Below are 22,382 nucleotides of genomic sequence, written 5' to 3' on the forward strand. Positions count from 1 at the left end.
TTTGTTTTGACACTCTCAGTGTGGCACATCGATGCCGGATAGTGAGGGGGAGTCCATGTTATTGCCTTTATTGATAGGCGTTTGCCAGCGCATAGTGTGTTGCGTGGACATTTACAGCGCCGCGATTTCTGCTTGCTGTGCCTGTAACTTGGCAACGGCCTGCTCAAGCTCAGCTTGCTTGGCGCGCTCTTTTTCCAATACCGCTTCCGGTGCTTTTGCCACAAAACCTTCGTTACTAAGCTTGCCGGCAACACGGGCTAGTTCTTGCTGGGTTTTTTCCAATTGCTTGGCAATCCGACTTAGCTCGGCTTCTTTATCAATTAACCCAGCCATAGGGATCAATAGATCCATACTGCCGATTAACTGGGTAGCACTGGCCGGCGCCTTGGCATCTGCCGCTAACAGATCCAGCGTTTCTAACTTGGCCATGACCATTAAGAAGTTACGATTTTCAGCTAAGCGGCGGCTTTCTTCGGCATTCAGATTACGCAATAGCACATGCAGTGGCTTACTTGGCGCAATATTCATCTCACCGCGTACGTTACGAATAGCGGTGATCACCGCTTTTAGCCATTCTAAATCGGCTAGGGCAGTTTCATCTACCAACTCGCTTTGATACTCTGGGTAAGCGGCCAGCATAATGCTATCGCCGCTAATGCCTGCTAGCGGTTTTACTGCTTGCCAGATACTTTCTGTCATATAAGGCATTATCGGGTGCATTAAGCGCAATAGGCTTTCTAGAACAGTAATTAGCGTATGACGAGTACCACGTTGCTCGGCCTCGCTGCCTTTAAACAATACGGGCTTGGTGAGTTCTAAGTACCAATCGCAGAACTGATTCCAAGTAAACTCGTACAGCGCCGTCGCCGCGAGGTCAAAGCGGTAGGTATCAAGGTAATGCCGTACTTGTTTCACCGTTTGCTGGTATTGTGCCAAAATCCACTTATCAGCCAGTGACAGCACCTTAACGTCACTGCCAAAGCCGCAGTCTTTTTCTTCGGTGTTCATCAGCACATAGCGGCTGGCATTCCACAGCTTGTTACAGAAATTCCGATAGCCTTCTAAGCGCTTCATATCCCAGTTAATATCACGGCCGGTTGAAGCCAGTGCGGCTAGGGTAAAGCGCACGGCATCGGTACCGCTGCTTGGGATCCCTTCTGGGAATTGCTTGGTGGTGCGATCAGCAATTTGCTTGGCTAATTGCGGCTGCATCATATTGCTGGTGCGCTTGGCCAGTAAGTCTTCTAGGCTAATCCCATCAATCATATCCAGCGGATCGATAACATTGCCCTTAGACTTAGACATTTTATCGCCGTTTTCATCGCGGATCAGACCCGTTACGTACACGGTTTTAAAGGGGACCTGTGGCTTACCATCGGCATCTTTAATAAAGTGCATGGTCATCATAATCATCCGGGCAACCCAGAAGAAGATGATGTCAAAGCCAGTGACTAACACATCCGTCGGGTGGAAGTTTTTCAAATCTTCCGTTTCTTCTGGCCAGCCTAAGGTGGAGAAGGTCCAAAGTGCCGAGCTAAACCACGTATCTAATACATCGTTATCTTGGCTTAGCGTTACCGTGTCGGCTAAAGCGTATTTAGCGCGGACTTCGGCTTCGTTACGACCAACATAGACCTTGCCATCTTCGTCGTACCAGGCTGGAATACGGTGGCCCCACCATAATTGACGGGAGATACACCAATCTTGAATATCGCGCATCCAGCTGTAGTACATATTCTCGTACTGCTTAGGCACAAACTGGATATCGCCATTTTCTACCGCTGCGGTGGCGGTTTTGGCCAGTGGCGCGACCCGCACATACCATTGATCGGTCAGCATAGGTTCAATCACCACACCGCTACGATCGCCAAAGGGCAGGGTATTGTTAATTTCTTCAATGTTTTCCAGTAAACCTGCTGCCTCAAAGGCAGCCACAATGGCTTTACGCGCCTCGTAGCGATCCAGCCCTTGATACTCCTGCGGGATAGCTGCCGTTAAGCTGCTATTAAGCTCTCCGTTGGTAAAAAAGCATTCGCCTTCGCTGCGCACAGTGGCATCAGGGGTCAGTACGTTGATCATTAGTAATTGATGGCGCTTACCGACTTCGTAATCGTTAAAATCGTGCGCTGGCGTGATTTTTACGCAGCCACTGCCTTTTTCCATATCGGCATGTTCATCGGCGATAATCGGAATACGACGATTAACCAGCGGTAATAAGACTTCTTTGCCAATCAGCGCCTGATAACGCTCATCTGCCGGGTTTACGGCTACGGCTGTATCACCTAACATGGTTTCTGGGCGGGTTGTTGCCACTACCAGATAGTTCTTGCCATCGGCAGTCAGCACGCCATCGGCTAAGGGATAGCGCAGATGCCAGAACTTACCTTTTTGATCTTTGTTTTCAACTTCCAGATCGGAAATGGCCGTGTGTAGCTTGGGATCCCAGTTTACTAAGCGCTTGCCACGATAAATTAAGTCGTCTTCATACAGGCGCACAAACACTTCCTGCACGGCATTCGACAGACCTTCATCCATGGTAAAGCGTTCACGCTCCCAGTCTACCGAGTTGCCTAAACGGCGCATTTGCTCGGTGATGGTGCCGCCAGACTCGGCTTTCCATTCCCAAATTTTTTCAATAAAGGCATCGCGGCCTAGTTGATGGCGACCGGGTAAGCCTTCTTGTGCCAGTTTACGTTCAACCACCATTTGGGTGGCAATACCAGCGTGATCAGTACCGACTTGCCATAAGGCATTCTTGCCCTGCATCCGCTGATAGCGGGTTAGCGCATCCATAATGGTTTGCTGAAAGGCATGGCCCATATGTAAGCTACCGGTAACATTTGGCGGCGGGATCATAATGCAGTAATTATTACCGGGGCGGTTGTCGCCATTCGGTTTAAAATAGCCTTTGCTTTCCCAAGCCTGATACATGGCTTGTTCGATTTCGCTGGGGTTGAAGGTTTTTTCCATCAGAGATACCTGTAAATTCAGCCGATTGTCACGGTTTCTGGCGTGATACCGGCTTGACGATATTGCTTATAACGTTCCCGCGCCTGTGCTTTGAGCGCGGCTTCTGCGGGAACAAATTCGATAACACTGGCAAAACGCCGGGCAAACTCTGGCATGTTGTCGGTGAGATTAATCAGTACTTGGCGGCTTTGGCGTGGCGCTTGCCAACCAATTTCTATCGGCGCGCCGCGCGCCGGGCCTTCGCCGCTGAGGTTGTGCGGTACAAAGCTGTCGGGATCAAATTGCCACAGCAAGTCATCGATCAATTCTGCTTGTTGTTGGTTAGCCACATAAACAAAAACCCGCTGTTTGGCGCGATACAAGTCGGCACACAGCTGACAGGCAAAAGCAAAATGAGCTGGCGCAGGCGACAGCTCATTGTGGGTGCCTGCATCAGCAGACGTCATGTCACTAGCAGCACCCTTTGGCTCTGCTAGTACATAAAAGGTCACACTCATTAATGATCCTGATTATTACCTGTGCGATTGATCAGGAACTGGGTTAACAGTGCCACTGGGCGACCGGTTGAGCCCTTATCTTTACCGCCACTGCGCCATGCTGTGCCGGCAATATCCAAGTGCGCCCAGTTGTATTTTCGAGTAAAGCGCGATAAGAAACACGCCGCGGTAATGGTGCCTGCCGCACGGCCTCCTAAGTTACTGAAATCTGCAAAGGGGCTTTCAAGCTGATCTTGATATTCGTCCCACAGCGGTAAACGCCAGGCCCGATCGCCGCTTTGCTCAGACGCGCTTAAAATTTCATGCGCTAACGGATTATGATTACTGAGTAATCCTGACGCATGTTTACCCAAGGCGATAACACAGGCACCGGTTAAGGTGGCAACATCGATCACTAATTCAGGATCAAAGCGCTCTACATAGGTTAAGGCATCACATAAGACTAAGCGGCCCTCTGCGTCTGTATTTAATACTTCAACAGTTTGCCCTGACATGGTGGTTAAAATATCACCTGGACGATAGGCGTTTGCATCTGGCATATTCTCTGCGGCGGCTAAAATGGCCACAATGTTTATGGGCAGTTGTAAATTGATCACTGCATGCATAGTACCGAATACGGAGGCTGCGCCACACATATCAAACTTCATTTCGTCCATGCCATCACCCGGCTTTAAGCTGATACCGCCAGAATCGAAGGTTAAGCCTTTACCGACTAATACTACCGGGGCGCTGTCATCGTTAGCGCCTTGGTATTTAATGACTGACATCGTCGGTTGATTAACCGAGCCACGACCGACCGCGAGGTAGGAATTCATGCCAAGCGCCGACATTTCGGGTACGCCCAACACTTCAACACTGACTTTCTCAGACAAGGTTGTTAGAGCTTTTGCTTGCTCCGCAAGGTAAGCAGGGGTACAGATATTCGGTGGCATGTTGCCAACGTCTTTACAGTGTTTTACGCCAGCTGCAATAGCGAGGCCATGCTCTACCGCACGTTCGCCTATAGTGAGATCGCGGCGGGTGGGTACGTTAAAGACCATTTTACGCAGTGGGCGACGGGTTTCGTCTTTTTTGCTTTTCAGCTTATCGAAAACATATAAGCAATCTTGCGTGGTTTCTACCGCATGGCGCACTTTCCAATAGGTATCGCGACCTTTTACGTGTAATTCAGACAAGAAGCACACGGCTTCCATCGAACCCGTTTCATTTAAGGTGCTGATGGTTTTCGCAATGATCTGGCGATATTGACGCTCGTCTAATTCGCGCTCTTTACCACAGCCTACCAGCAATACCCGCTCGCTCAGCACATTGGGTACATGGTGTAACAGTAACATTTGGCCTGGTTTCCCTTCTAAGTCACCTCGGCGCAGTAAATTACTGATATACCCCTCGCTAATTTTGTCTAATTGCTCGGCAACGGCGGAAAGACGACGTGGTTCGTAAACGCCCACAACGATACAGGCGCTACGTTGTTTTTCGGGACTTCCGCTCTTTACGCTGAACTCCATGGTTACTCCTGATTCTAAGAGGCTGTGCTACTATTGGCTTTAAGAAATTATAGACGACCCGTAGCGACAAAGTAGTTGGGCAATTTTACCGCGATTGATTAAAAAAGCTCGGATTTTTAGCTGCTTTGCCCGATAATAGTATATGAAAATACCAAGTTTACTGAAAATTCACCAGCTTTCCAGTGAAAAGACAGGTTTTTAGGGGGCATTTTGATTATTTTTCGTTATCTGATTGGTGAAGTGTTTCGCGCTCAGCTCGCTGTCTTTGTTATTTTAACCACCATTATCATCAGCCAGCGTTTTGTGAAAATTTTGGCCGATGCCTCTGAGGGAGAAATTCCCGGACAATTAGTGATGAGTATTGTGGCGTTAAAGATGCCACAACTTGCCGTGATTATTTTACCCTTAAGTGCCTTTTTAGGAATTTTAGTGGCTTATGGTCGCGTTTACGCCGACAGTGAAATGACGGTGTTACATGCTACTGGGGTCAGTGAGTGGTATGTCACTCGACTTACGTTATTGCTGTCGATCATTATGGCGCTGTTAGCGGGCGCAGTAACCTTATATTTAAGCCCTTGGGCAACAGAGCGCGAATATCAATTATTAGAACGTGCTGAATCAGATGCGGGGTTGTTTTCCTTTGTGCCAGGGCGTTTTCAACATACCTCTAATGAAAAAGCCGTAATTTTTGTACAGGAAGTCAGTCGCTCCGGTGGGCAATTGGCCAAGGTGTTTGTTGCGCAAAGCAGCGGAAAAGAGGGTGATTTGGGTCATGCTATTGTCTATGCCGAAGGGGGGGCAGTGGTAGAAGATCCGCAAACAGGCGCGCAAGTATTGCAGCTAAAACAAGGTCGCCGTTACGCAGGCGATGCGCAGTCGCCCGCCTATGAAGTGACGGAGTTTGGCAGTTATCACATGCAAATTCGCGAACAGCAAGCCGAGCAGCGTCGCCGCAAATTAAGCAGTTTAGCCACCCCCGCCTTGTTACAAGAAAATAGCGCTGAAGCCGCAGCAGAATGGCATTGGCGAATCGCCATTCCCCTTTCAATCCCCATCCTAACTTTAATCGCCGTGCCATTAGCCAGAGTGAACCCGCGGCAAGGCAAATTCGGCCGTTTGCTACCCGCTTTGTTACTGTACTTGGGATATTATGCCTTATTAATTATTGCGCGTTCTGCGATAGAGGATGGCAAAATTCCGCCACAATGGGGTATGTGGTGGCTACACATTTCTGGTCTTACGGTGGGATGTATTTTGATTCTACGAAATCGAGCAAGCGCACAAAAACTGCGTGCTTGGTTGGCGGGGCGCTAATATGTTAAAAATTCTTGATGTATATATTGGCCGTACCATTTTAACCACCAGCGCCATGACTTTGAGCGTCTTAGTGGCGTTGTCATCAATGTTTCGGTTTATTGATCAAATGCGCTCTATTGGCCGCGGCTACTACGATATGGTACATGCGGCGTTATTTACGCTATACAGTGTGCCGGGCGATGTGGTGTTATTTTTTCCTATGGCGGCGCTCATTGGCGGCTTAATTGGCTTAGGTATTTTAGCCAGTAGTAGCGAATTGGTGGTAATGCAAGCGGCGGGTTTGTCGCGGTTAAATATTATTAGCTCGGTGATGAAATCGGCCGTATTAATGGTATTGGTGATGATGGCAGTGGCGGAATGGGGCGCGCCGATTAGCGACAGAACCGCCCGAGAATTGCGAACCAAAGCCATTTCCGACGGTAACGTATTTGCCGCCAGGCAGGGCGTTTGGGCTAAGGATGGCGATAGCTTTGTGAATATCAAAGAAGTAGACGATTTAGGAAATCTAAAAGACATTATTATCTACCAGTTTGATCAAACATTGGCGTTAATAAAGGTGACCCGTGCAGCCACCGCCAAGTACAGTGACGATGCCTGGAATTTAGCCGACGTTACTGAATTATCGTTCGGTGCTGAGCAAATCGTACCTTCCACGCAGGCAGCGCAACGTTGGCGCTCAACGCTTACGCCCGATAAGCTCAGTGTGGTGAGTATTAAACCGGAAATGCTGTCACTAAAAGGGCTAAATGAGTATGTGGATTATTTGAAACAAAACGGTCAAGAAGCCAGTCGTTATGAATTGGCCTATTGGCGTAAGGTTTTGCAACCGCTGACGGTTGCCGCAATGCTCTTGTTGGCGTTATCGTTTATCTTCGGCCCACTGCGCAGTGTTACCATGGCAGCACGGGTATTGCTGGGTATTTTAACCGGTTTTGGTTTTTATATGAGTAACGAGGTATTTGGCCCGTTGGCGTTAGTGTATCAACTACCGCCGCTTGCAGGGGCTGGCGTCCCTAGCGTGCTGTTTATCGGTCTCTCGCTCTATTTTATGCGCAAAAAAGTGTAGTTAGCGTATTGCAGAGTAAAAAGCCTGCCCTATCGCAGGCTTTTTAGTGAGCATGCCAAATCAAATTTAGCTGCGTGTTTCAGCGCCTTTGCGCCTATTCATTGCACGTACTCAATGCTTTGTACGTATTTAATGTACGCACTCAATGAAATAAACCGTGATTTAGCGCGCAGTTTTATGCAGATTTAATATCTTACTTTGTTCTTTAGTGAGTACAATCATTTGGGTATGGGTAAGTTGGTCTTGTAACGCCAATCCTTTACCCCAGCGTAACCAAAGCCAGAAATTTCCCAGACCAAATAGTGATAACACTAATCGACTTAGCGCTTGGCCAAATGTCAGCGGATTGCCTTGATGGGTGACCAGCAACATACGCCAAGCGCGCATGCCCAACGTTTGCCCAGCCTTGCACCAAAAATAAATGTAAAAGCCAAGCATTATACTGAGTATATAAATGCCATATAACCAACGCCGCCAACCACTATTAACGTAAGCGGCGATATCTTCGTAACCCTCAAGTGATAGAAGCGAAGTCCAAACTAAGAGTTGTACGAATAACATGGCGACCCCGGCAGCCAGCATCACCAGCGCACAAAGGATCAGGATGTCATAAATAATGGCCGATAACCGCCGGGCAAACCCAGCTCTGGGCGCGTCAGTGTACATAATTAGCTTCCACAATATTTTACAGCTAAGTTTAGCATGTGAATACAGCGAATCGAAAGCATGGTCGTAAACTCTTATCAAGCAGCGTTATTTCGATAAGAACCCATGCGAGGCGATAGGATGTGCTGAAATGCACCAACGACCATTAATTTTCAGCATAAATAAACATCTATACATTGCGAATGTTATTTAGCGAGCAAATTGTTACACTCAAACGCATTAATCATTTCAAAGTGAAGTTAGAAAGATGAAAAAAATTCTCAACCTGTTAATGCTTCTCTCGACACTGGTGGCTATTGCCTTACTGGTATACGTTGCGGGTGAAATGGCCTTATCTGGCTCACCATTGTTAGCGCTTGTGCCAGTGTTACTGCTGCTGGGCATGATTATTTGGTATATTCATCGTAATGATAAATAATTGTTTTAGAGCAGGGCTTAGTAAGCGTTAAGTGTATCCTTGCGCGGTTAAATACTCGCTAGAACTCATGTTTATATTGAGTAACTTGGGTGCTAGCTATTAATGTTTGTCTGTGATGATCCATTCTTTGGCCGCAGGCGTTTCTATAATATGCACACCTATTCTCCTACAATTGATGTGCCGCTTGTTGACAGCAACGGTACGATCATCGGTTACTCAGAAAAAATGCATGTCCATCGTGAAGGATTATTGCATCTTGCATTTTCATTGATGATTATTCGCCAACGGCCAACGGGAGTTGAATATTTGTTACAGCGTCGAGCCGAGCACAAATATCACAGTGGTGGTTTATGGACCAATACGTGTTGTTCGCATCCGTTGATGAATGAATCAATCAATGATGCGGCTCAGCGTCGAGTCAATGACGAATTGGGTATTGTTACTCCATTGGTTTTTAAAAACGTCGCAAAAATTTTATACTATCTCCCGCTTGATCGCGGGCTGGTCGAGCACGAATATAATCACGTGTTAGTCGCAATGGTAGATGATGTTGAGTGGTCTGCTAATGTTGACGAAGTGATGTCGGTACAATGGTGGTCATCTCAGCAAATAGTTAGGCAACTATCAGCACATCCTAATACATTCACCGCATGGTTTCCTGAGGTTTTTCGCCATGTCAGTGAAGTTACTATCGAGTCGATGTCTTAACTGCTTGCCATGTCTCTATCAACAGCATATGCGACACTGTTAGTCCAAATAATCCAATAAATACGTATTGCAAAATGTCGGCAGTGATAAACGGAGTTGTTTTTATTTGCGCGATCAATGCTGCGGCTAGTAATGTGGCGATCACAAATGGCAGGCTTAGCCAAACGGCGCGATACAGCGTTAGTTTGAGTGTTAGGGTTGTATGGCTAAAGTGTTTTGTGGAATGTAACAAACAGAAATAAAGTGCAAAGTGTAACAATGGCGTTAATAACAAACTGCTTACTAGCAATACGCAAATTTCCATACTTTCCCAAACTGATTGCCACTTTATATCGTGCAGCTTAAGCGCCAAGTTTACTACTAATATACCGATACTGATCAGCGTAGCAGTTTGCATGCCCTTGATTACAATCAGGGCGGCTGCAGGCGATAACATCAACATAACGAAAATATGCTGTAATATCGCAGCGTATAAAAGAGAGGGTGCACACAATAAGATAACCGCCAAGCTGAAACGCGCGCTATACGGCAGTAACTGTTCCCAATCTGATGAAAAGTGATGGGCTGAAATAAGTAAAAACACAGTTAAAGCGTAAGCCGGAAGCCATAACCAAAATAGCACGGCACCTGCTGCTATCCCGCTGTAAGTTAATATAAATATGCTCGTTTTTGTTTTGTTAGCGCAGTAACCCAGCATTTTTGCAATAGTGAAATCAAGTGCGCCATGGGGCAGCCCCATTACGGTAACGGCCACCCCTAAACTAAGTAAAGCGAGACTGGATGTGATTGAGATGCCGGCAAGCATGGCAATACTAACCACAATCACAATACTACAATACACTTTACTGATACGGGCGCTAAACATGTGATGAGCCTTTATTTGTCCTGTATGACTGCATCAAGGCTTGAATAAAAACATATTTTGGCATAGCCCATATTACTTTAAACAGTTCATGTAATGATGCTTGCTCTGACATAAAACGGGAGAAGGTTTTAGCATCAAGGCGAGCAAACAAGCGAGTGTAAAGTAAAACACCAAGCTGCGGATTTGTCCGAATTACCCGAAGAAATAAGCTGTCAAGTAATTGATAGCGCTGGCCAATAGGGGGCTTGTGTTCGAATTTTGTATTTTTTACTAACTGGTTAGCAGTGGCATCAGCCCAACGTTGACAGTTTAAAAAGCTGAAACCGGTCGCGGCTCTAATAGCACCACCTGCAATGCCGCCATAGGTAATCGCCTTGCAAGTATTACCGAGGTTTAAGTTTATTGGGTACATCGGTAAAGTAGCCGCCTCTTCTCGGACTATTGAGAAATTTTGGCTGCCTACGAGCTGGCTAATGATAGGTTGTAATTGATTTTTAAGTGATGAACGGTCAATAATCTTATCACTGAAATAGGTTAATTCGATCAGTGCATGACGAGCACTAAAAGGTAAAATATACACAAACTGGATGCCTTGTGCGGTGTACTTTATATTTTGCATTAATGCAGCACTTTTCGTATCAAAACAATCTTGTTCTGTTAGTACCTCTTGTCCCAAGAAGCACTGAAATAACCCGAGATGTTCAAAGTGTAACGGGGGAGGACGAGTATCTATAACCTGCGTTGCAGTAAATTCGCCTAATGAGGTTGTGAGCAAGGTGTGTTTATCAATGGTATCAATTGTCATAACGTTACAATTGTACTTAATGCAAAATCTATGTTGTTCTTGCAAAGTATCTTGTGCCAGTGCGCTAAGTGCTTTGGCGCGAATGGAACAATAAGGATGATCTGTATTGTTCATTTGACGTGTAAAAGTTGCCGAGGAAAAATGCCAGTGTGACCATTTATACTCAATGATCTTTTGTAAATAGGGCGGCAGTGTTGAATCAAACCAAAAGCTCCATATACGATCATTTAGCGGCTTTGCATGTTGCTCTAACACGGTTACTTTACCGAGGTAGTTTTTTTCGCGCAGGGCAAGCATTAATAACAATCCAGACGCACCGGCACCGATGATAATTAAATCGGAGTTATTTGCGCTAGACATGATGATGGTAATCCTCTGCAGAAGGAATGATTAACAATCTATGCAACGTTTGCTCATGCTGAGGAAGTTCACGTGCCATCTTTGTAAACCTCATGTCGACTAAGGCTTTAACCGCTAATGTACATTTGCGGGTATAACTAATAGATACTCTGCCTTTCAGGTAGTCGCAGTGGCGATGCATAAGCTTTCGGCCAATTTCGCGATAAAGATATGCTGCAACTGCGATAGCTTTTCGATTACGGGGATGTAGGTAGTACAAACCGCTAATGCCACTTGTGTAAAATATTTCAGCAGTATTTAATAGACGAGCTATCGCTTGTTTTACAATCGCTTGTTGTTGCTCAGTAGGGGATAATAGTTGCGTTACCGTCATATCCTCTACCCAACTGGCCGGTAAGTAACGTCGGCTCATCTGCGCATCTTCAAGTACATCTCTGGCAATATTGGTAAATTGCATCGCAATGCCCAAATCTATCGCAAATACATGACCATGTCTGTTTGAACCCAAAATAGGCGCCATCATTAAACCTACAACGCCTGCCACGCGAAACGCATAATTGAGCAGGTCGTTATAGGATGATAACGCCACAGGGTCCAGATCTTGCAAAACCCCTGTGATTAAGGTGATGCCATGGTGAGGATCAATAGAATACTCGCGGCAAAGTAACAGGAAATCCTGCACAATCGGGTGTGTAGCGCTATTAGCAATTATATCTTGTTTAATGATCTCAAGTTGGCTTCGAGCCTGATTTTTATCAGGGGTCTCATCCGCTATATCATCAATGAGCCGGCAAAATCGATACAATCTAGCCGCCGCGTTACCGGTATCGGTTTCCAAAAAAAGTCGGGCAAAATGAAAGGATTTACCATGCTTTTTTAAAACCTCGGTAGCCGCGTCATGATGCATTTAGATATTCACCTTTGGAATGAGCTTATCTACAACCTTGGCAGAGGACAACACCCCTGGTAAGCCTGCGCCCGGATGTGTACCGGCACCACACAAATATAAGTTGGCGGGTCCTTCTGCTTGGTTATGAAACCGAAACCAGGCAGACTGTTGAAAAGTTGGGGCAATAGAGAAACCACTTCCTGCAACACTACTATAATCCGATTCAAAGTCATTAGGCGTTTTAATAAAGCGCTGCACGAGGTGTGAGCTCAGATCCGGCATAATAGTCCTTTCTAAAGCAGCAATGATGTTATCAGCATACTGCTCTTGCTCTTGCTCCCAGTCTATATGAGACAAATTATTGGGTACCGGAGCTAGCACGTAAAATGAATCGCAACCTGCCGGGGCCATACTAGGATCAGTCGCCGTTGGCCGATGTAAATAAAGCGAGAAGTCTTCTGCTAAAATTTTACGATCAAAAATGTCAGTGAGTAATTCTTTGTACCGTTTTCCGAGCCAAATTGTGTGGTGAACAATGTTTGCATATTGTTTATCAGTTCCGAAATAAAGGACAAATAACCCCATTGATAATGTGGCATGCTTAGTTTTAATTTTTGCACTTAATGTTTGTGCTTTGGGATCAACAAGGTGGCGATAAAGGTATTTGGGATCAATATTTGAAACCACTTTGTCACAGTAAAACTCGTCGTGGTTCGTTATGACTGATTGAATATGATTGCCTTTCAAGTTTAAGCCAGTCACCTTGGTGTTTAATTGGATCTTTATGCCTTCTTCGTGCATTAATTTAGTCAGGCCGTCAACGATGGCTCCGGTGCCTCCCATCGCAAAATGCACGCCCCACTTACGCTCTAGAAAATGAATGAGGCTGTAAATACTTGTGGTGGCAAAAGGATTACCCCCAACTAACAAAGGTTGAATAGAAAAAGCTTGGCGCAGTTTATCATTTTTGAGGTAAGCACAGACCATTTGCCAGACGCTGCGGTAACACTTGAGTTTTATTAAAGGGGGTATTTGAGCTAGCATTGTCGATATCTGATGAAAGGGTGTGCTGGAAAGCTGCGTAAAGCCAACATCAAATATTGATTCAGATTGTTTCAATAGTGCTAAATAGCCTTGTTGATCGTCAGGTTCTATTTCAGCAATTCGTGCAAGTGTCTCTTCAATGGTACCGCCGTAATCAAAATGCGAGCCATCAGGATACACAAATCGATACCAAGGAGTAACTGGAACAAATTGCATATAATCGCTAAGTTGCTTATTAAACAGCTCAAATAGTTCTTCAAACAAAAAAGGAGCGGTAACAACAGTGGGCCCGGCATCAAATACAAAGCCATCTTTAACAAATTGCTGCGCACGGCCTCCCAATCGAGGACATTGATCGATTATTGTAACCTCATAACCTTTAGCTTTTAGGCGCAGTGCTGATGCAATACCACCAAAACCCCCACCTATTACAATTGCTTTAGACAAGTAATTCCCCTTTGGGTAAAGACATTAAAATGCGGTCTGTTTTAGCGATCATTTTTGTTGCTGTTTCAATGATACTTGCAGCAGAGTGATGTGGCATGGCGCTTAAGGTACTTTGGCATTGTTTTAGTAAGAAATGAGCTCTGCTGCATGCAATAAATAAAGCCTGTTGGTGAGAGGTATTTAATGCGAGTAAATTAACTAAATTTAGTTGTGAATGGTGTAAGTCTTGCTGCCAATCATCAATGTCATCAAGTATTTGATAGGCAATAGCGAATTGTGAAATGGCTTGTTCTGCGCTGCTAATATATTGTGGAAATCCTGCCATTAATAAAGGTAATGTCAGGGTTAATTGAATAAGAGGTCCAGATTTTAATGCTGCGATATTTTCGTACTCTTGTTCACACAACATACTATTTTGTGACTTTAGGTCTAAATCCTGCCCTTCAATGGTACTAGCAACGGCGTCATGTATTTTGGTAAATAAAGCGCTAATACTTTCAATAGGTTTAATGTTAGCTATAAGGCTGTAAGCGGCGGAGATCATTAAGTCGCCCGCACACATGGCATGCCCTTTACCAAACTTTATCCAAAGTGATTCAACACCACGTCGGCTTTCGTCATTGTCTTGTAAATCATCATGAATTAGCGAGGCGTTATGAAGTAGCTCTATCGCACCGGCTAACATAAATATGGCGTGTGAAGGAAGTTGTAATGCGATGCCTGCATTGATGCATAGCTTTGCTCTGGTTCTACTACCACCACTAGCTAGATGGAAGGATGCCGGTGCATTGTTTGCGACTTTATGCAGTATCAATGCCTCACATTGTTCTAACATGTCGTGGTAAATATGATGGTTGGCTAAATCAGTCTTGCTCATGGTTTCGACTCATTTGCTGCAAAGGTTTTGCCGGGTTGTCTTAACTACAACCAAGCAAGACCTTTGGGTTCGTCTGCAATAAGTTTACTATCTAAACTTATTAAGCTTTGGCATTTACATCGCTTTCGCTTGTCGCTGCGTACCATATTAATAAACCAAAGGCGATTTTATTAACAAGGTCTGCTAAGTTATAAACGATATTCAATGCTTCCTGATCAGCTGTGCCCGTCATATAACCTAAAACATAGCCTATCGGATAGATTGCCCAACCAACTGTAACGATCCAACGCATGGCGTTGTATGCATATTTGACCGCAGGACTTGCGCTTTTGTCGGCAGCTTTGCCCGCTTCGCCTTTGAAGATTTCCCATAAAATATAAAACCAACCAGCCATACCAATAACAAAACCGATAGTAATATTGATATAACCTGCTTCAGCCAAATAACCCGGAATTAACATGACTAAGGTACCGATAAGTAAGCGCCAAAATATGCCGGCAGTAGCCGAACCGATCGCGCGTAAAATCAGATAAAACTCAATCATTAATAGTGGTACTGTTAATAACCAGTCAATATAGCGATACACGGTTGGTGTTGTCTGCGTTGCAACCCATACATCTCGCATATAGAAGTAATGAACTGCTGCTATAAAGGTAACTAACGCAGAAACAACCAGCGATGTCTTCCATTTTGCTGACACGCTTTGTGTTTCCCATAGGAAAAACACCGTTGATGCCATTAGTGCCATTGAAATTAACCAAAACGATATTCCCACAAAATCATCGGCTTCTAAATTTGCTGCTGCGTGCGCAGCACCAGGCAGCATCATTAAAAGCAGGGTAGCAATACACGTTTTCATGTTTATACCGACACGGCTTAATGAAAAGCCTTGTAACCTATCTTTTATGTTACTTGTCTTCATATAAATATCTCTTCGTTGTTAACCAAAAGGTTGTGTTACTTAATGTATTTATAAGTAGCAATAGGTTAAACGCATGCTGTTAAGCTTAAGTTCACATTTTTTTTGAATAAAAAATAAACAAAAATTAATCGGTCCTAGCTATATTTAATTCCATCTATTTTTGATACTGTGAGAATTTTTAATTTATTATGACTTTTTTGGTTGTGTTGTTTTAAATATGTTTTTCGGTTTTTAGATAGATTATAAGTGAGTTAATGACTTTCGCTTAGTGAGACTACGTTGCATTTTTGCCATATATGGTAAAAAGTACTGGCTAAAAGGACAGCGTTTTTTTAGCGGACTTTATAAGTGTAGCAACAACATTTTAGATTCTTCATGAGTCGATGTTCGCCAGCCTATTGCTGCCTTCTCTTACTCAATAAATTTTTGATGTGTTTTGCGTCTCCTTTTCTGTGTTTACTGGCTCTACCCGTATTAATTGTGAAAACTGTTTTTTCATCACACCCTTTCCATAGGCAATAATTTCGAGACTCACCCGTTATCACTTCTGCTGAAATTTTATGCAACTAAACTGTCACAGTATTAATTTACTTGCGCATCGCTGTTTGCATCGTATAATGCAGGCGTTTACTTCATAATACCCCTCAGTGCCTGGGTGGCGAAATCGGTAGACGCAGCGGATTCAAAATCCGCCGGGGGAAACTCCGTGTCGGTTCGAGTCCGACCCTAGGCACCAACACCTTTTAGCGTTTGAATCCTGTAAATCCTCTTATTACCAAAAAATAAAAATACTAATGTTTCTTTAATTGCTATAGCCTATCCTAGTTAACTATTTTCTAGTTTAAGTTTCGGTCTTCTTTCACTCTCAAAAATCGATTTTTCATCGCTCAATTTTATTGACACCGGAAGGTCTGGTATTCCACACCTATTATTCTTGAAGTTCGCTAGCGCTGTGGTGTTGAGAATACCTACGTTCGGTCACTTAATCTTAATAGAGTATGATCTTTTTAATGTTCAACGCTTATAATAGTTCAGCTGCGTAGATATCATCACTTATTGATTGCTAGAGATTAAAATTTTCATAAAAAATAGGATTTTAACGTGAGTGCACCGGATTTTGCCGATGATGAAATAGGTCGTCTTGAAGCTTTACATCGTTTGAGCTTGCTTGATACACCTGCAGAGGAGCGTTTTGATCGTATTACCCGCTTAGCTGCAAAACTTTTTAATGTCGAAACATGCTTAATTTCACTTGTTGATAGCGATAGGCAATGGTTTAAATCTAAAGTAGGGCTTGATGCATGCGAAACAAGCCGAGCCATTTCATTTTGTGGCCATGCAATTTTACAGTCTGATATTTTCATTGTGCCTGATGCAAGTTTAGACGAACGATTTCGCGCGAATCCACTTGTTTTGGGTGCGCCTAACATTCGTTTTTATGCTGGTGCCCCCTTGTGTGAGTCAAATAGGCATCCGATAGGTACATTATGTTTAATCGATTCTGCACCTCGTGAATTTTCAAAAGGTGAGCAGCAGATCTTACGTGATTTAGCAGACATTATTGAGCACGAGATAAAAAGGCTTGATGATGCAATGTTAAAAAAGCAACTTGTCATTAATGCGGCCAGAACAGAGTCAGTTTTTTCTACTCTCCCTGATATTGTTTTTGTAATCGATCGCGAATTTCGTTTCCTTGTTTGTAATGAGCACCCAGATTTACTCAAACCCAAGCATGATCTTATTGGTCGTAGCGTTTACGATGTTTTGCCAAAAGTACTTGCCGACGAACTAGTTCAAAACGTTAAGCGTGCTTTTGATAGTCAGACAGTCGTTCATCATAATTACACTTTTAAAGAATACGATAAGTCATTTGAAGCCCGCTACAGAAAAATTGATGATAGCGAGGTTCTGGTTGTTATTAGAAACACAACAGAACAAATGAAGGCTAATGAAGAGTTAATTAGGTTATCTGAAGTTGTTAGGCAGACAACAAATGGTATCGTAATCACCGATCCAAATGGTCTTGTTGTTTGGATAAATGAGGCGTTTACCAATATAAGTGGTTACAGTATTGAAGATATGGTTGGTAGAAAGCCAGGTCATTTACTACAAGGCGCTGACACAAACCCCGAGACCGTTAAGATTATGGCTGAGGCTTTGGCTGAACAAAAGAGCTTTACGGTTGATGTATTAAATTACTCAAAAGCAAATACGCCTTTTTGGATAAGGATAGCCTGCAATCCGCTTTTAAACGCAACTGGTGAGCTAAGTGGATACCTTGCCATAGAAACGAATATAACCAAAGAAAAACGAGATGAAGAGCTTATTCGAGAGAGTAAAAATCTTTTAAAAGCAGTTATTGATGCTAATAATATTGGGACATGGCACTTAAACATACAAACAGGTGAATTATTCATCAATGATAAATGGGCAGCATTACTAGGGTACGATATTCGTGAGTTATCCCCAATTAACCGCGAGACATGGGAACGTTTAACTCATCCTGAAGACCTAAAATATTGTTTTGCTCAAATTGAACAGCATACAAAAGGATTGCTCCCGATTTACGAAGCCAATATGCGCATGAAGCATAAAAGAGGCGATTGGATTTGGATTAATACGCGTGGCCGAGTGTCCTCTAGAACGGCTGATGGACGAGCGGAATGGATGTTGGGGACTCATTTTGATATTAATGATCAAATAAAAGCAGAAAGCTCGTTAGATGAAAAGTCTCAACAAATGCAGGCCATTGTCGAGAGCATGCTCGATGGTGTTATCAGTATCGATAGTCATGGTCTTATTTTAACATTCAATCAAGCTGCAGAAGAGATATTTGGTTACCGTGGTGAAGAGATTTTAAAGCAAAACATTAATATTCTCATGGGATCTCCTCACCGTGAGCATCACAATAACTATCTATCAAACTATATCAATCGCGGTATAAGCGATGTGACAGGTCGCGTACGTGAGCTTGATGCATTGCACAAAAATGGTCATACCTTTCCGATAGAATTAAGTGTTGTTGCAGTAAAAATGGCCGGTGAAACCAGTTTCATCGGTATTGTTCGGGATATTACGCTGCGTAAAAAACGTGAACAAGAGATACATCAATTAGCTTTTTATGATTCATTAACACAATTGCCGAATCGCCGTTTGTTGTTAAATAAGTTACAAAGCGTCATTGATCATAGTGCGCGAGACAATAAATATGCGGCATTATTTTTTCTAGATTTAGATAATTTTAAGAACTTAAATGATAGTTCAGGCCATGATACAGGTGATTTATTGTTGTGTCAGGTTGCGAAACGCTTAGTTGAATCCGTTAGACAAGGGGATACGGTTGCGCGTTTGGGGGGAGACGAGTTTGTAATCGTTGTGACCGATTTAAGTCCGAATCAACAGACAGCCGCAAATCAAGCTGAAACCTTAGCGCAAAAAATTATTTCAAATCTTACACGTGAATACAATCTTGAAGGTGTTATCTATAATACTACCGCAAGTATCGGTGTAACAATGTTAAATGGCGCTGAAACCTCCAAAGAGGAGTTATTGAAGCAGGCTGACATGGCAATGTATAAAGCGAAGGAAGCTGGACGAAATAATGCGCAATTCTTTGATCCTCAGATGCAAATTGCAGTAAGTATCAGGGCAGCGTTAGTCAATGACTTATATGAGGCTCTGCAACAAGAAAACTTTAGATTAGTATTTCAAAAGCAGGTTGACCAATTCGGTCATGTCGTTGGCGTTGAAGTATTGTTAAGATGGCATCATGATGTTAAAGGTATAATATCTCCTGCTGATTTTATCCCTTTAGCGGAAGAAACGGGTTTAATTGTTCCCATTGGTCATTGGGTTTTGACAGAAGCATGTAAAACGCTTTATTTGTGGTCTAAAGATGAACAATTAATGACGTTGAGCATTGCAGTAAACATAAGTGTTGTGCAATTTAGTAAAAAAGACTTTGTATCAAGTATTATCAATATTCTGCAGCAAACGGGAGCGGATCCCAAACGACTCAAACTTGAAATCACCGAAACGCTTTTAGCGAGTAATGTGCCCGATGTAAAAGCTAAAATGCTTGAACTGCAATCATTGGGTATCACCTTTTCAATTGACGATTTTGGTACAGGTTATTCTTCATTATCTTATTTGAAATCATTACCGATTAATCAATTAAAGATAGATCAAAGTTTTGTAAGAGATGTATTAAATAGCCAGAATGATCATGCAATTGCCCAAGCGGTTATTACATTAGCCAGTGCAATGAACTTAGACGTAATTGCTGAAGGCGTTGAAACATTAGCACAGCGTGATTTGCTGCAACGAATGGGCTGTTCAGTATATCAAGGATATCTGTTTGGCAAACCTTGCTCTATTGACGCTTTAGTAATCTAACGTATTTTCGACTTATCCTTGTTTCAAGGAAGCCCGTTCTTATGGTCTTAAACTAAAACTTGAGCGTACTAAACAGTAATTAAAAATAAATTAAGGATTACTGATGTACTGTGCAGATTGTGAGTCGGTTGACGATTATTTTTTTGAGCAAGATACTTATTTTTGGATTTTCGTTCCGACCACTGAAACCTTTGCCAAGTTAGCAAGGTATGTAGGTTCTCAAAATTACGTCGCTCAGCAGGTCAGTACGCATTGTATTTGTGTGCAGGTAAAAACTTGTTCTGTTTCTAACTTCCTTACTGGTGTGAATGGTGTACTTGAGCAAGCTGAGCTAGCTGGCACAAAGCTGACCACCATGGCGACAAGTTTGCCACCTGATATTGATGCAATGTCTCGCATGACCACCTTTAATATTTTGATTAATCGTTACAAAGCGAAATGGCTCATAAATAGCATTGAACATGAAAATTATGAAACGTGGTTTCAGCCAATTATTTATGCACATAGCGCGTTGGATACCCCCAAGGTTTATTCATACGAGGGGCTTTTCAGGATGCGTGACGATACTAATGCTATAGTACCGCCGCAATTGGCTTTTATGCTTGCTGAGCAAGCTGATTTACTTTTTTCTTTAGATTTAGTTGCCAGACGCTCTGCAGTCGAACATTTCGCAGCTGCAAGGTTACGTGGCAAGTTGTTTATTAATTTCAATCCTTCAAGTATTTATGATCCTTCTTATTGCTTGCGCTCAACTGCTGCAGCAATTTATGAACTCGGATTAACGCCAGCAGATATTGTGTTTGAAGTAACAGAAACGCATCAAAGTAGTGATTTAAACCATTTAAAAGGTATTTTGGCATTTTACCGAAATGCAGGGTTTAAAGTCGCGATGGATGACATTGGTTCAGGCTGGTCTGGGTTAAACCTTCTCCAAAAAATACGGCCGGACTATGTAAAGATTGATATGGAGCTGGTGCGTGATGTGCATCATGATGTTTTTAAACAAAATATTGTTAAAAGCTTGGTCAGTATTGCGAGAACGAGCGGTATTACTACGGTTGCCGAAGGGATCGAGACAGAAGATGAAGCGAAATGGCTTATGGATAATAACATTGATTTACTCCAGGGATATTTATTTGGTCGACCTAAGTTTTATACTCAAAAAGTGACGCAAGAAGCGTTAAGCGGTATAAAAAGTTCGGTATCCCCTCTTAAAGAGGCGGCGAAACGTTTTTAGAATTTACATATGCGGTATTGATTGGGTATAGCAGGCAATGTCAGTGCCGCATAGTGATGATAGGTTATTTGGGCTTCGAAGGCTGACTTTACGACGGTGCCGCAGTAGTACGCTGCTCTTTGAAAATTGAACAGCTGACATTAACCTACTCATCTTTTCTACTGCTTAGTGCTTCTCTAACTTGAGAAGGCATTTTATCGTTACTATTTGACCAAGATGTGTTCGGATTTTCACCCGCGCTAAATGTAAAACCAGTATGATAATACGAGATTATTTTTTCGATTTCATAAACCGGATTGACAAAATTTAACACTCTTAATGCGTTTTCAAACACGTTGTTTTAAAACTCGGTGATTTTTTATTTGGTCTGGTGATTGGCATTGAAATCATCCTTAAATTTCTTGAACATATTTTGTAGTGCAACATTGCATTGTGAGACAGCTAGCATGGCTTATCAAGCTATTCTTATATCTTCAAGCAGGTGTATCTTTATAACGCCATAGTGGATGATAGCGGGTTCGGTTTATATCGCTGTAATATGTGTTGAATTGTGCCATCGGCAATCATCTGTTGCAGTGTTTGCTGCATTTTTGTCGTGAGATTAAGTTGGTTTGGATTAAAGGCGCAATAAATAGCATCGGGTGTAGTCCAGAGTAAATCGGCTTTTAGCCCTTCGCTGTTATGGTGTAATTGATAATAGTGGTAGGCCAAATCGACCGTTAGCACAGCATCTACGCGTTGCTTTTGCAGTCGAATTAAATTGCTTTGTAGGGAATTCGCGTCATCTCGAATTAATGCTTTGTTAGCAAACATTGCATCGAACTCAGGATAGCTGAAGCCGCGATCTGTACCTATTCGCTTGCCTAAGATATCATCGATTTGGGTAACTGCGGGCTTATTATCTTGTCTCACCAAAACTTGTCTGGTGGTAAATAAGGCGCCGCTCCACAATAATGTGCTGGGCTGCGCTACCCAGTCTGGATTTAAAAAGCATGCAATATCTGCTTGGTCTTTTAGGAGCCATTGTTCAACGCGCCCTCTAGGCAGGGCTAAAAATTGTAATGGTAATTGCGTCCGTTGGGCTAATACTTCTAAAATATCCTTGCTGATACCGCTGGTTAATTGCAATTTTTCATTGAAAATAGCATAAGGTGGCGCATTAGAGTCACTAACAATGGCGCGTATCGTCTGGGTTTCTGCTGACACACTAGCATTAAAAAAAATTAAAAAACCATATAGGGCAAAGCCGCGCATCAACACCTCTAATGACATTCGCTGCTCTATTTACATTAGCAGTTAGTAACTAAAGAACCAGCTAAATTTTTTGAAATATTGCTATGTTGTAGAAATTTTTTTGTTTAGCACCTCCCTTTTCAGAATATAGTTATACG

Annotated in this window: 17 protein-coding genes and 1 tRNA gene; 7 read left to right on the forward strand and 11 right to left on the reverse strand. The window is 43.1% G+C overall.

The window, feature by feature from the left end:
• Window positions 1–111: 111 nt before the first annotated feature.
• Genes IE070_RS02420 through pepA form a run of 3 tightly spaced genes read right to left on the reverse strand, consistent with a single transcriptional unit; the run spans window position 112 to window position 4,975 of the window.
• Entirely contained in the window at window positions 112–2,970 is a 2,859-nt protein-coding gene (locus IE070_RS02420) for a valine--tRNA ligase (protein ID WP_189480110.1), read from the reverse strand.
• A 17-nt stretch (window positions 2,971–2,987) separates the two neighbouring features.
• Complete coding sequence (locus IE070_RS02425) at window positions 2,988–3,467, reverse strand: DNA polymerase III subunit chi (protein WP_189480112.1); 480 nt, start codon at window positions 3,465–3,467, stop codon at window positions 2,988–2,990.
• A complete protein-coding gene (pepA, locus tag IE070_RS02430) occupies window positions 3,467–4,975 on the reverse strand; it encodes a leucyl aminopeptidase (protein WP_189480114.1) in 1,509 nt (502 codons plus the stop codon). Before pepA ends, IE070_RS02425 begins: the two co-directional genes overlap by 1 nt.
• 210 nt (window positions 4,976–5,185) lie before the next feature.
• On the opposite strand from pepA, the gene lptF reads away from it, so the two are divergent.
• Window positions 5,186–6,289 carry an LPS export ABC transporter permease LptF gene (gene lptF / locus IE070_RS02435; protein WP_189480116.1) on the forward strand — a complete coding sequence of 368 codons (1,104 nt, stop codon included), beginning with the start codon at window positions 5,186–5,188 and terminating at the stop codon, window positions 6,287–6,289.
• 1 nt (window position 6,290) lies between these two features.
• Window positions 6,291–7,358, forward strand: coding sequence for an LPS export ABC transporter permease LptG (lptG, locus tag IE070_RS02440; protein WP_189480118.1), 1,068 nt, complete (start codon window positions 6,291–6,293; stop codon window positions 7,356–7,358).
• A gap of 162 nt (window positions 7,359–7,520) precedes the next feature.
• Here the strand turns inward: lptG and IE070_RS02445 are convergent, their stop codons facing one another.
• The gene (locus tag IE070_RS02445; protein WP_189480120.1) at window positions 7,521–8,024 is read right to left on the reverse strand and encodes an RDD family protein; all 504 of its coding nucleotides are present in this window, start codon (window positions 8,022–8,024) and stop codon (window positions 7,521–7,523) included.
• 247 nt (window positions 8,025–8,271) lie between these two features.
• Here IE070_RS02445 and IE070_RS02450 point away from each other — a divergent pair, with 247 nt between their 5' ends.
• Window positions 8,272–8,442 (forward strand): hypothetical protein, encoded by a 171-nt coding sequence (locus IE070_RS02450; protein WP_189480122.1) that lies wholly within the window; start codon window positions 8,272–8,274, stop codon window positions 8,440–8,442.
• Window positions 8,443–8,592: 150 nt separating this feature from the next.
• On the forward strand, window positions 8,593–9,150 hold the full coding sequence (gene idi / locus IE070_RS02455; RefSeq protein WP_189480124.1) for an isopentenyl-diphosphate Delta-isomerase: 558 nt from the start codon (window positions 8,593–8,595) through the stop codon (window positions 9,148–9,150).
• Here idi and IE070_RS02460 read toward each other — a convergent pair.
• The 6 genes from IE070_RS02460 to IE070_RS02485 all read right to left on the reverse strand — a co-directional run bounded on the left by IE070_RS02460 (window position 9,131) and on the right by IE070_RS02485 (window position 15,359).
• A complete protein-coding gene (locus tag IE070_RS02460) occupies window positions 9,131–10,015 on the reverse strand; it encodes a beta-carotene 15,15'-dioxygenase, Brp/Blh family (RefSeq protein WP_189480126.1) in 885 nt (294 codons plus the stop codon). The two genes, idi and IE070_RS02460, sit on opposite strands and share 20 nt — an antisense overlap.
• A complete protein-coding gene (locus IE070_RS02465) occupies window positions 10,008–11,180 on the reverse strand; it encodes a lycopene cyclase family protein (protein ID WP_189480128.1) in 1,173 nt (390 codons plus the stop codon). The genes IE070_RS02460 and IE070_RS02465 overlap by 8 nt, the downstream gene beginning before the upstream one ends.
• Entirely contained in the window at window positions 11,173–12,087 is a 915-nt protein-coding gene (locus IE070_RS02470; RefSeq protein WP_189480130.1) for a phytoene/squalene synthase family protein, read from the reverse strand. The genes IE070_RS02465 and IE070_RS02470 overlap by 8 nt, the downstream gene beginning before the upstream one ends.
• Window positions 12,088–13,560, reverse strand: coding sequence for a phytoene desaturase family protein (crtI, locus tag IE070_RS02475; protein ID WP_189480131.1), 1,473 nt, complete (start codon window positions 13,558–13,560; stop codon window positions 12,088–12,090).
• Window positions 13,553–14,437: a polyprenyl synthetase family protein gene (locus IE070_RS02480; RefSeq protein ID WP_189480133.1), complete on the reverse strand. Its 885-nt coding sequence runs from the start codon at window positions 14,435–14,437 to the stop codon at window positions 13,553–13,555. Before IE070_RS02480 ends, crtI begins: the two co-directional genes overlap by 8 nt.
• A gap of 100 nt (window positions 14,438–14,537) precedes the next feature.
• Window positions 14,538–15,359, reverse strand: coding sequence for a bacteriorhodopsin-like (locus tag IE070_RS02485; protein ID WP_189480136.1), 822 nt, complete (start codon window positions 15,357–15,359; stop codon window positions 14,538–14,540).
• A 649-nt stretch (window positions 15,360–16,008) separates the two neighbouring features.
• Here IE070_RS02485 and IE070_RS02490 point away from each other — a divergent pair.
• The 3 genes from IE070_RS02490 (at window position 16,009) to IE070_RS02500 (ending at window position 20,991) form a co-directional block, all read left to right on the forward strand.
• Window positions 16,009–16,095: transfer RNA gene (locus tag IE070_RS02490), tRNA-Leu, on the forward strand.
• Window positions 16,096–16,460: 365 nt separating this feature from the next.
• Window positions 16,461–19,754, forward strand: coding sequence for a bifunctional diguanylate cyclase/phosphodiesterase (locus IE070_RS02495; protein ID WP_189480137.1), 3,294 nt, complete (start codon window positions 16,461–16,463; stop codon window positions 19,752–19,754).
• A gap of 103 nt (window positions 19,755–19,857) precedes the next feature.
• The gene (locus IE070_RS02500; RefSeq protein WP_189480139.1) at window positions 19,858–20,991 is read left to right on the forward strand and encodes an EAL domain-containing protein; all 1,134 of its coding nucleotides are present in this window, start codon (window positions 19,858–19,860) and stop codon (window positions 20,989–20,991) included.
• Window positions 20,992–21,480: 489 nt separating this feature from the next.
• On the opposite strand, the gene IE070_RS02505 is transcribed toward IE070_RS02500, so the two are convergent.
• Window positions 21,481–22,263 (reverse strand): substrate-binding periplasmic protein, encoded by a 783-nt coding sequence (locus tag IE070_RS02505; RefSeq protein WP_229796899.1) that lies wholly within the window; start codon window positions 22,261–22,263, stop codon window positions 21,481–21,483.
• Window positions 22,264–22,382: the final 119 nt, after the last annotated feature.

This window comes from Alishewanella tabrizica (genome assembly GCF_014652375.1).
Taxonomy (GTDB): Bacteria; Pseudomonadota; Gammaproteobacteria; order Enterobacterales; family Alteromonadaceae; genus Alishewanella; species Alishewanella tabrizica.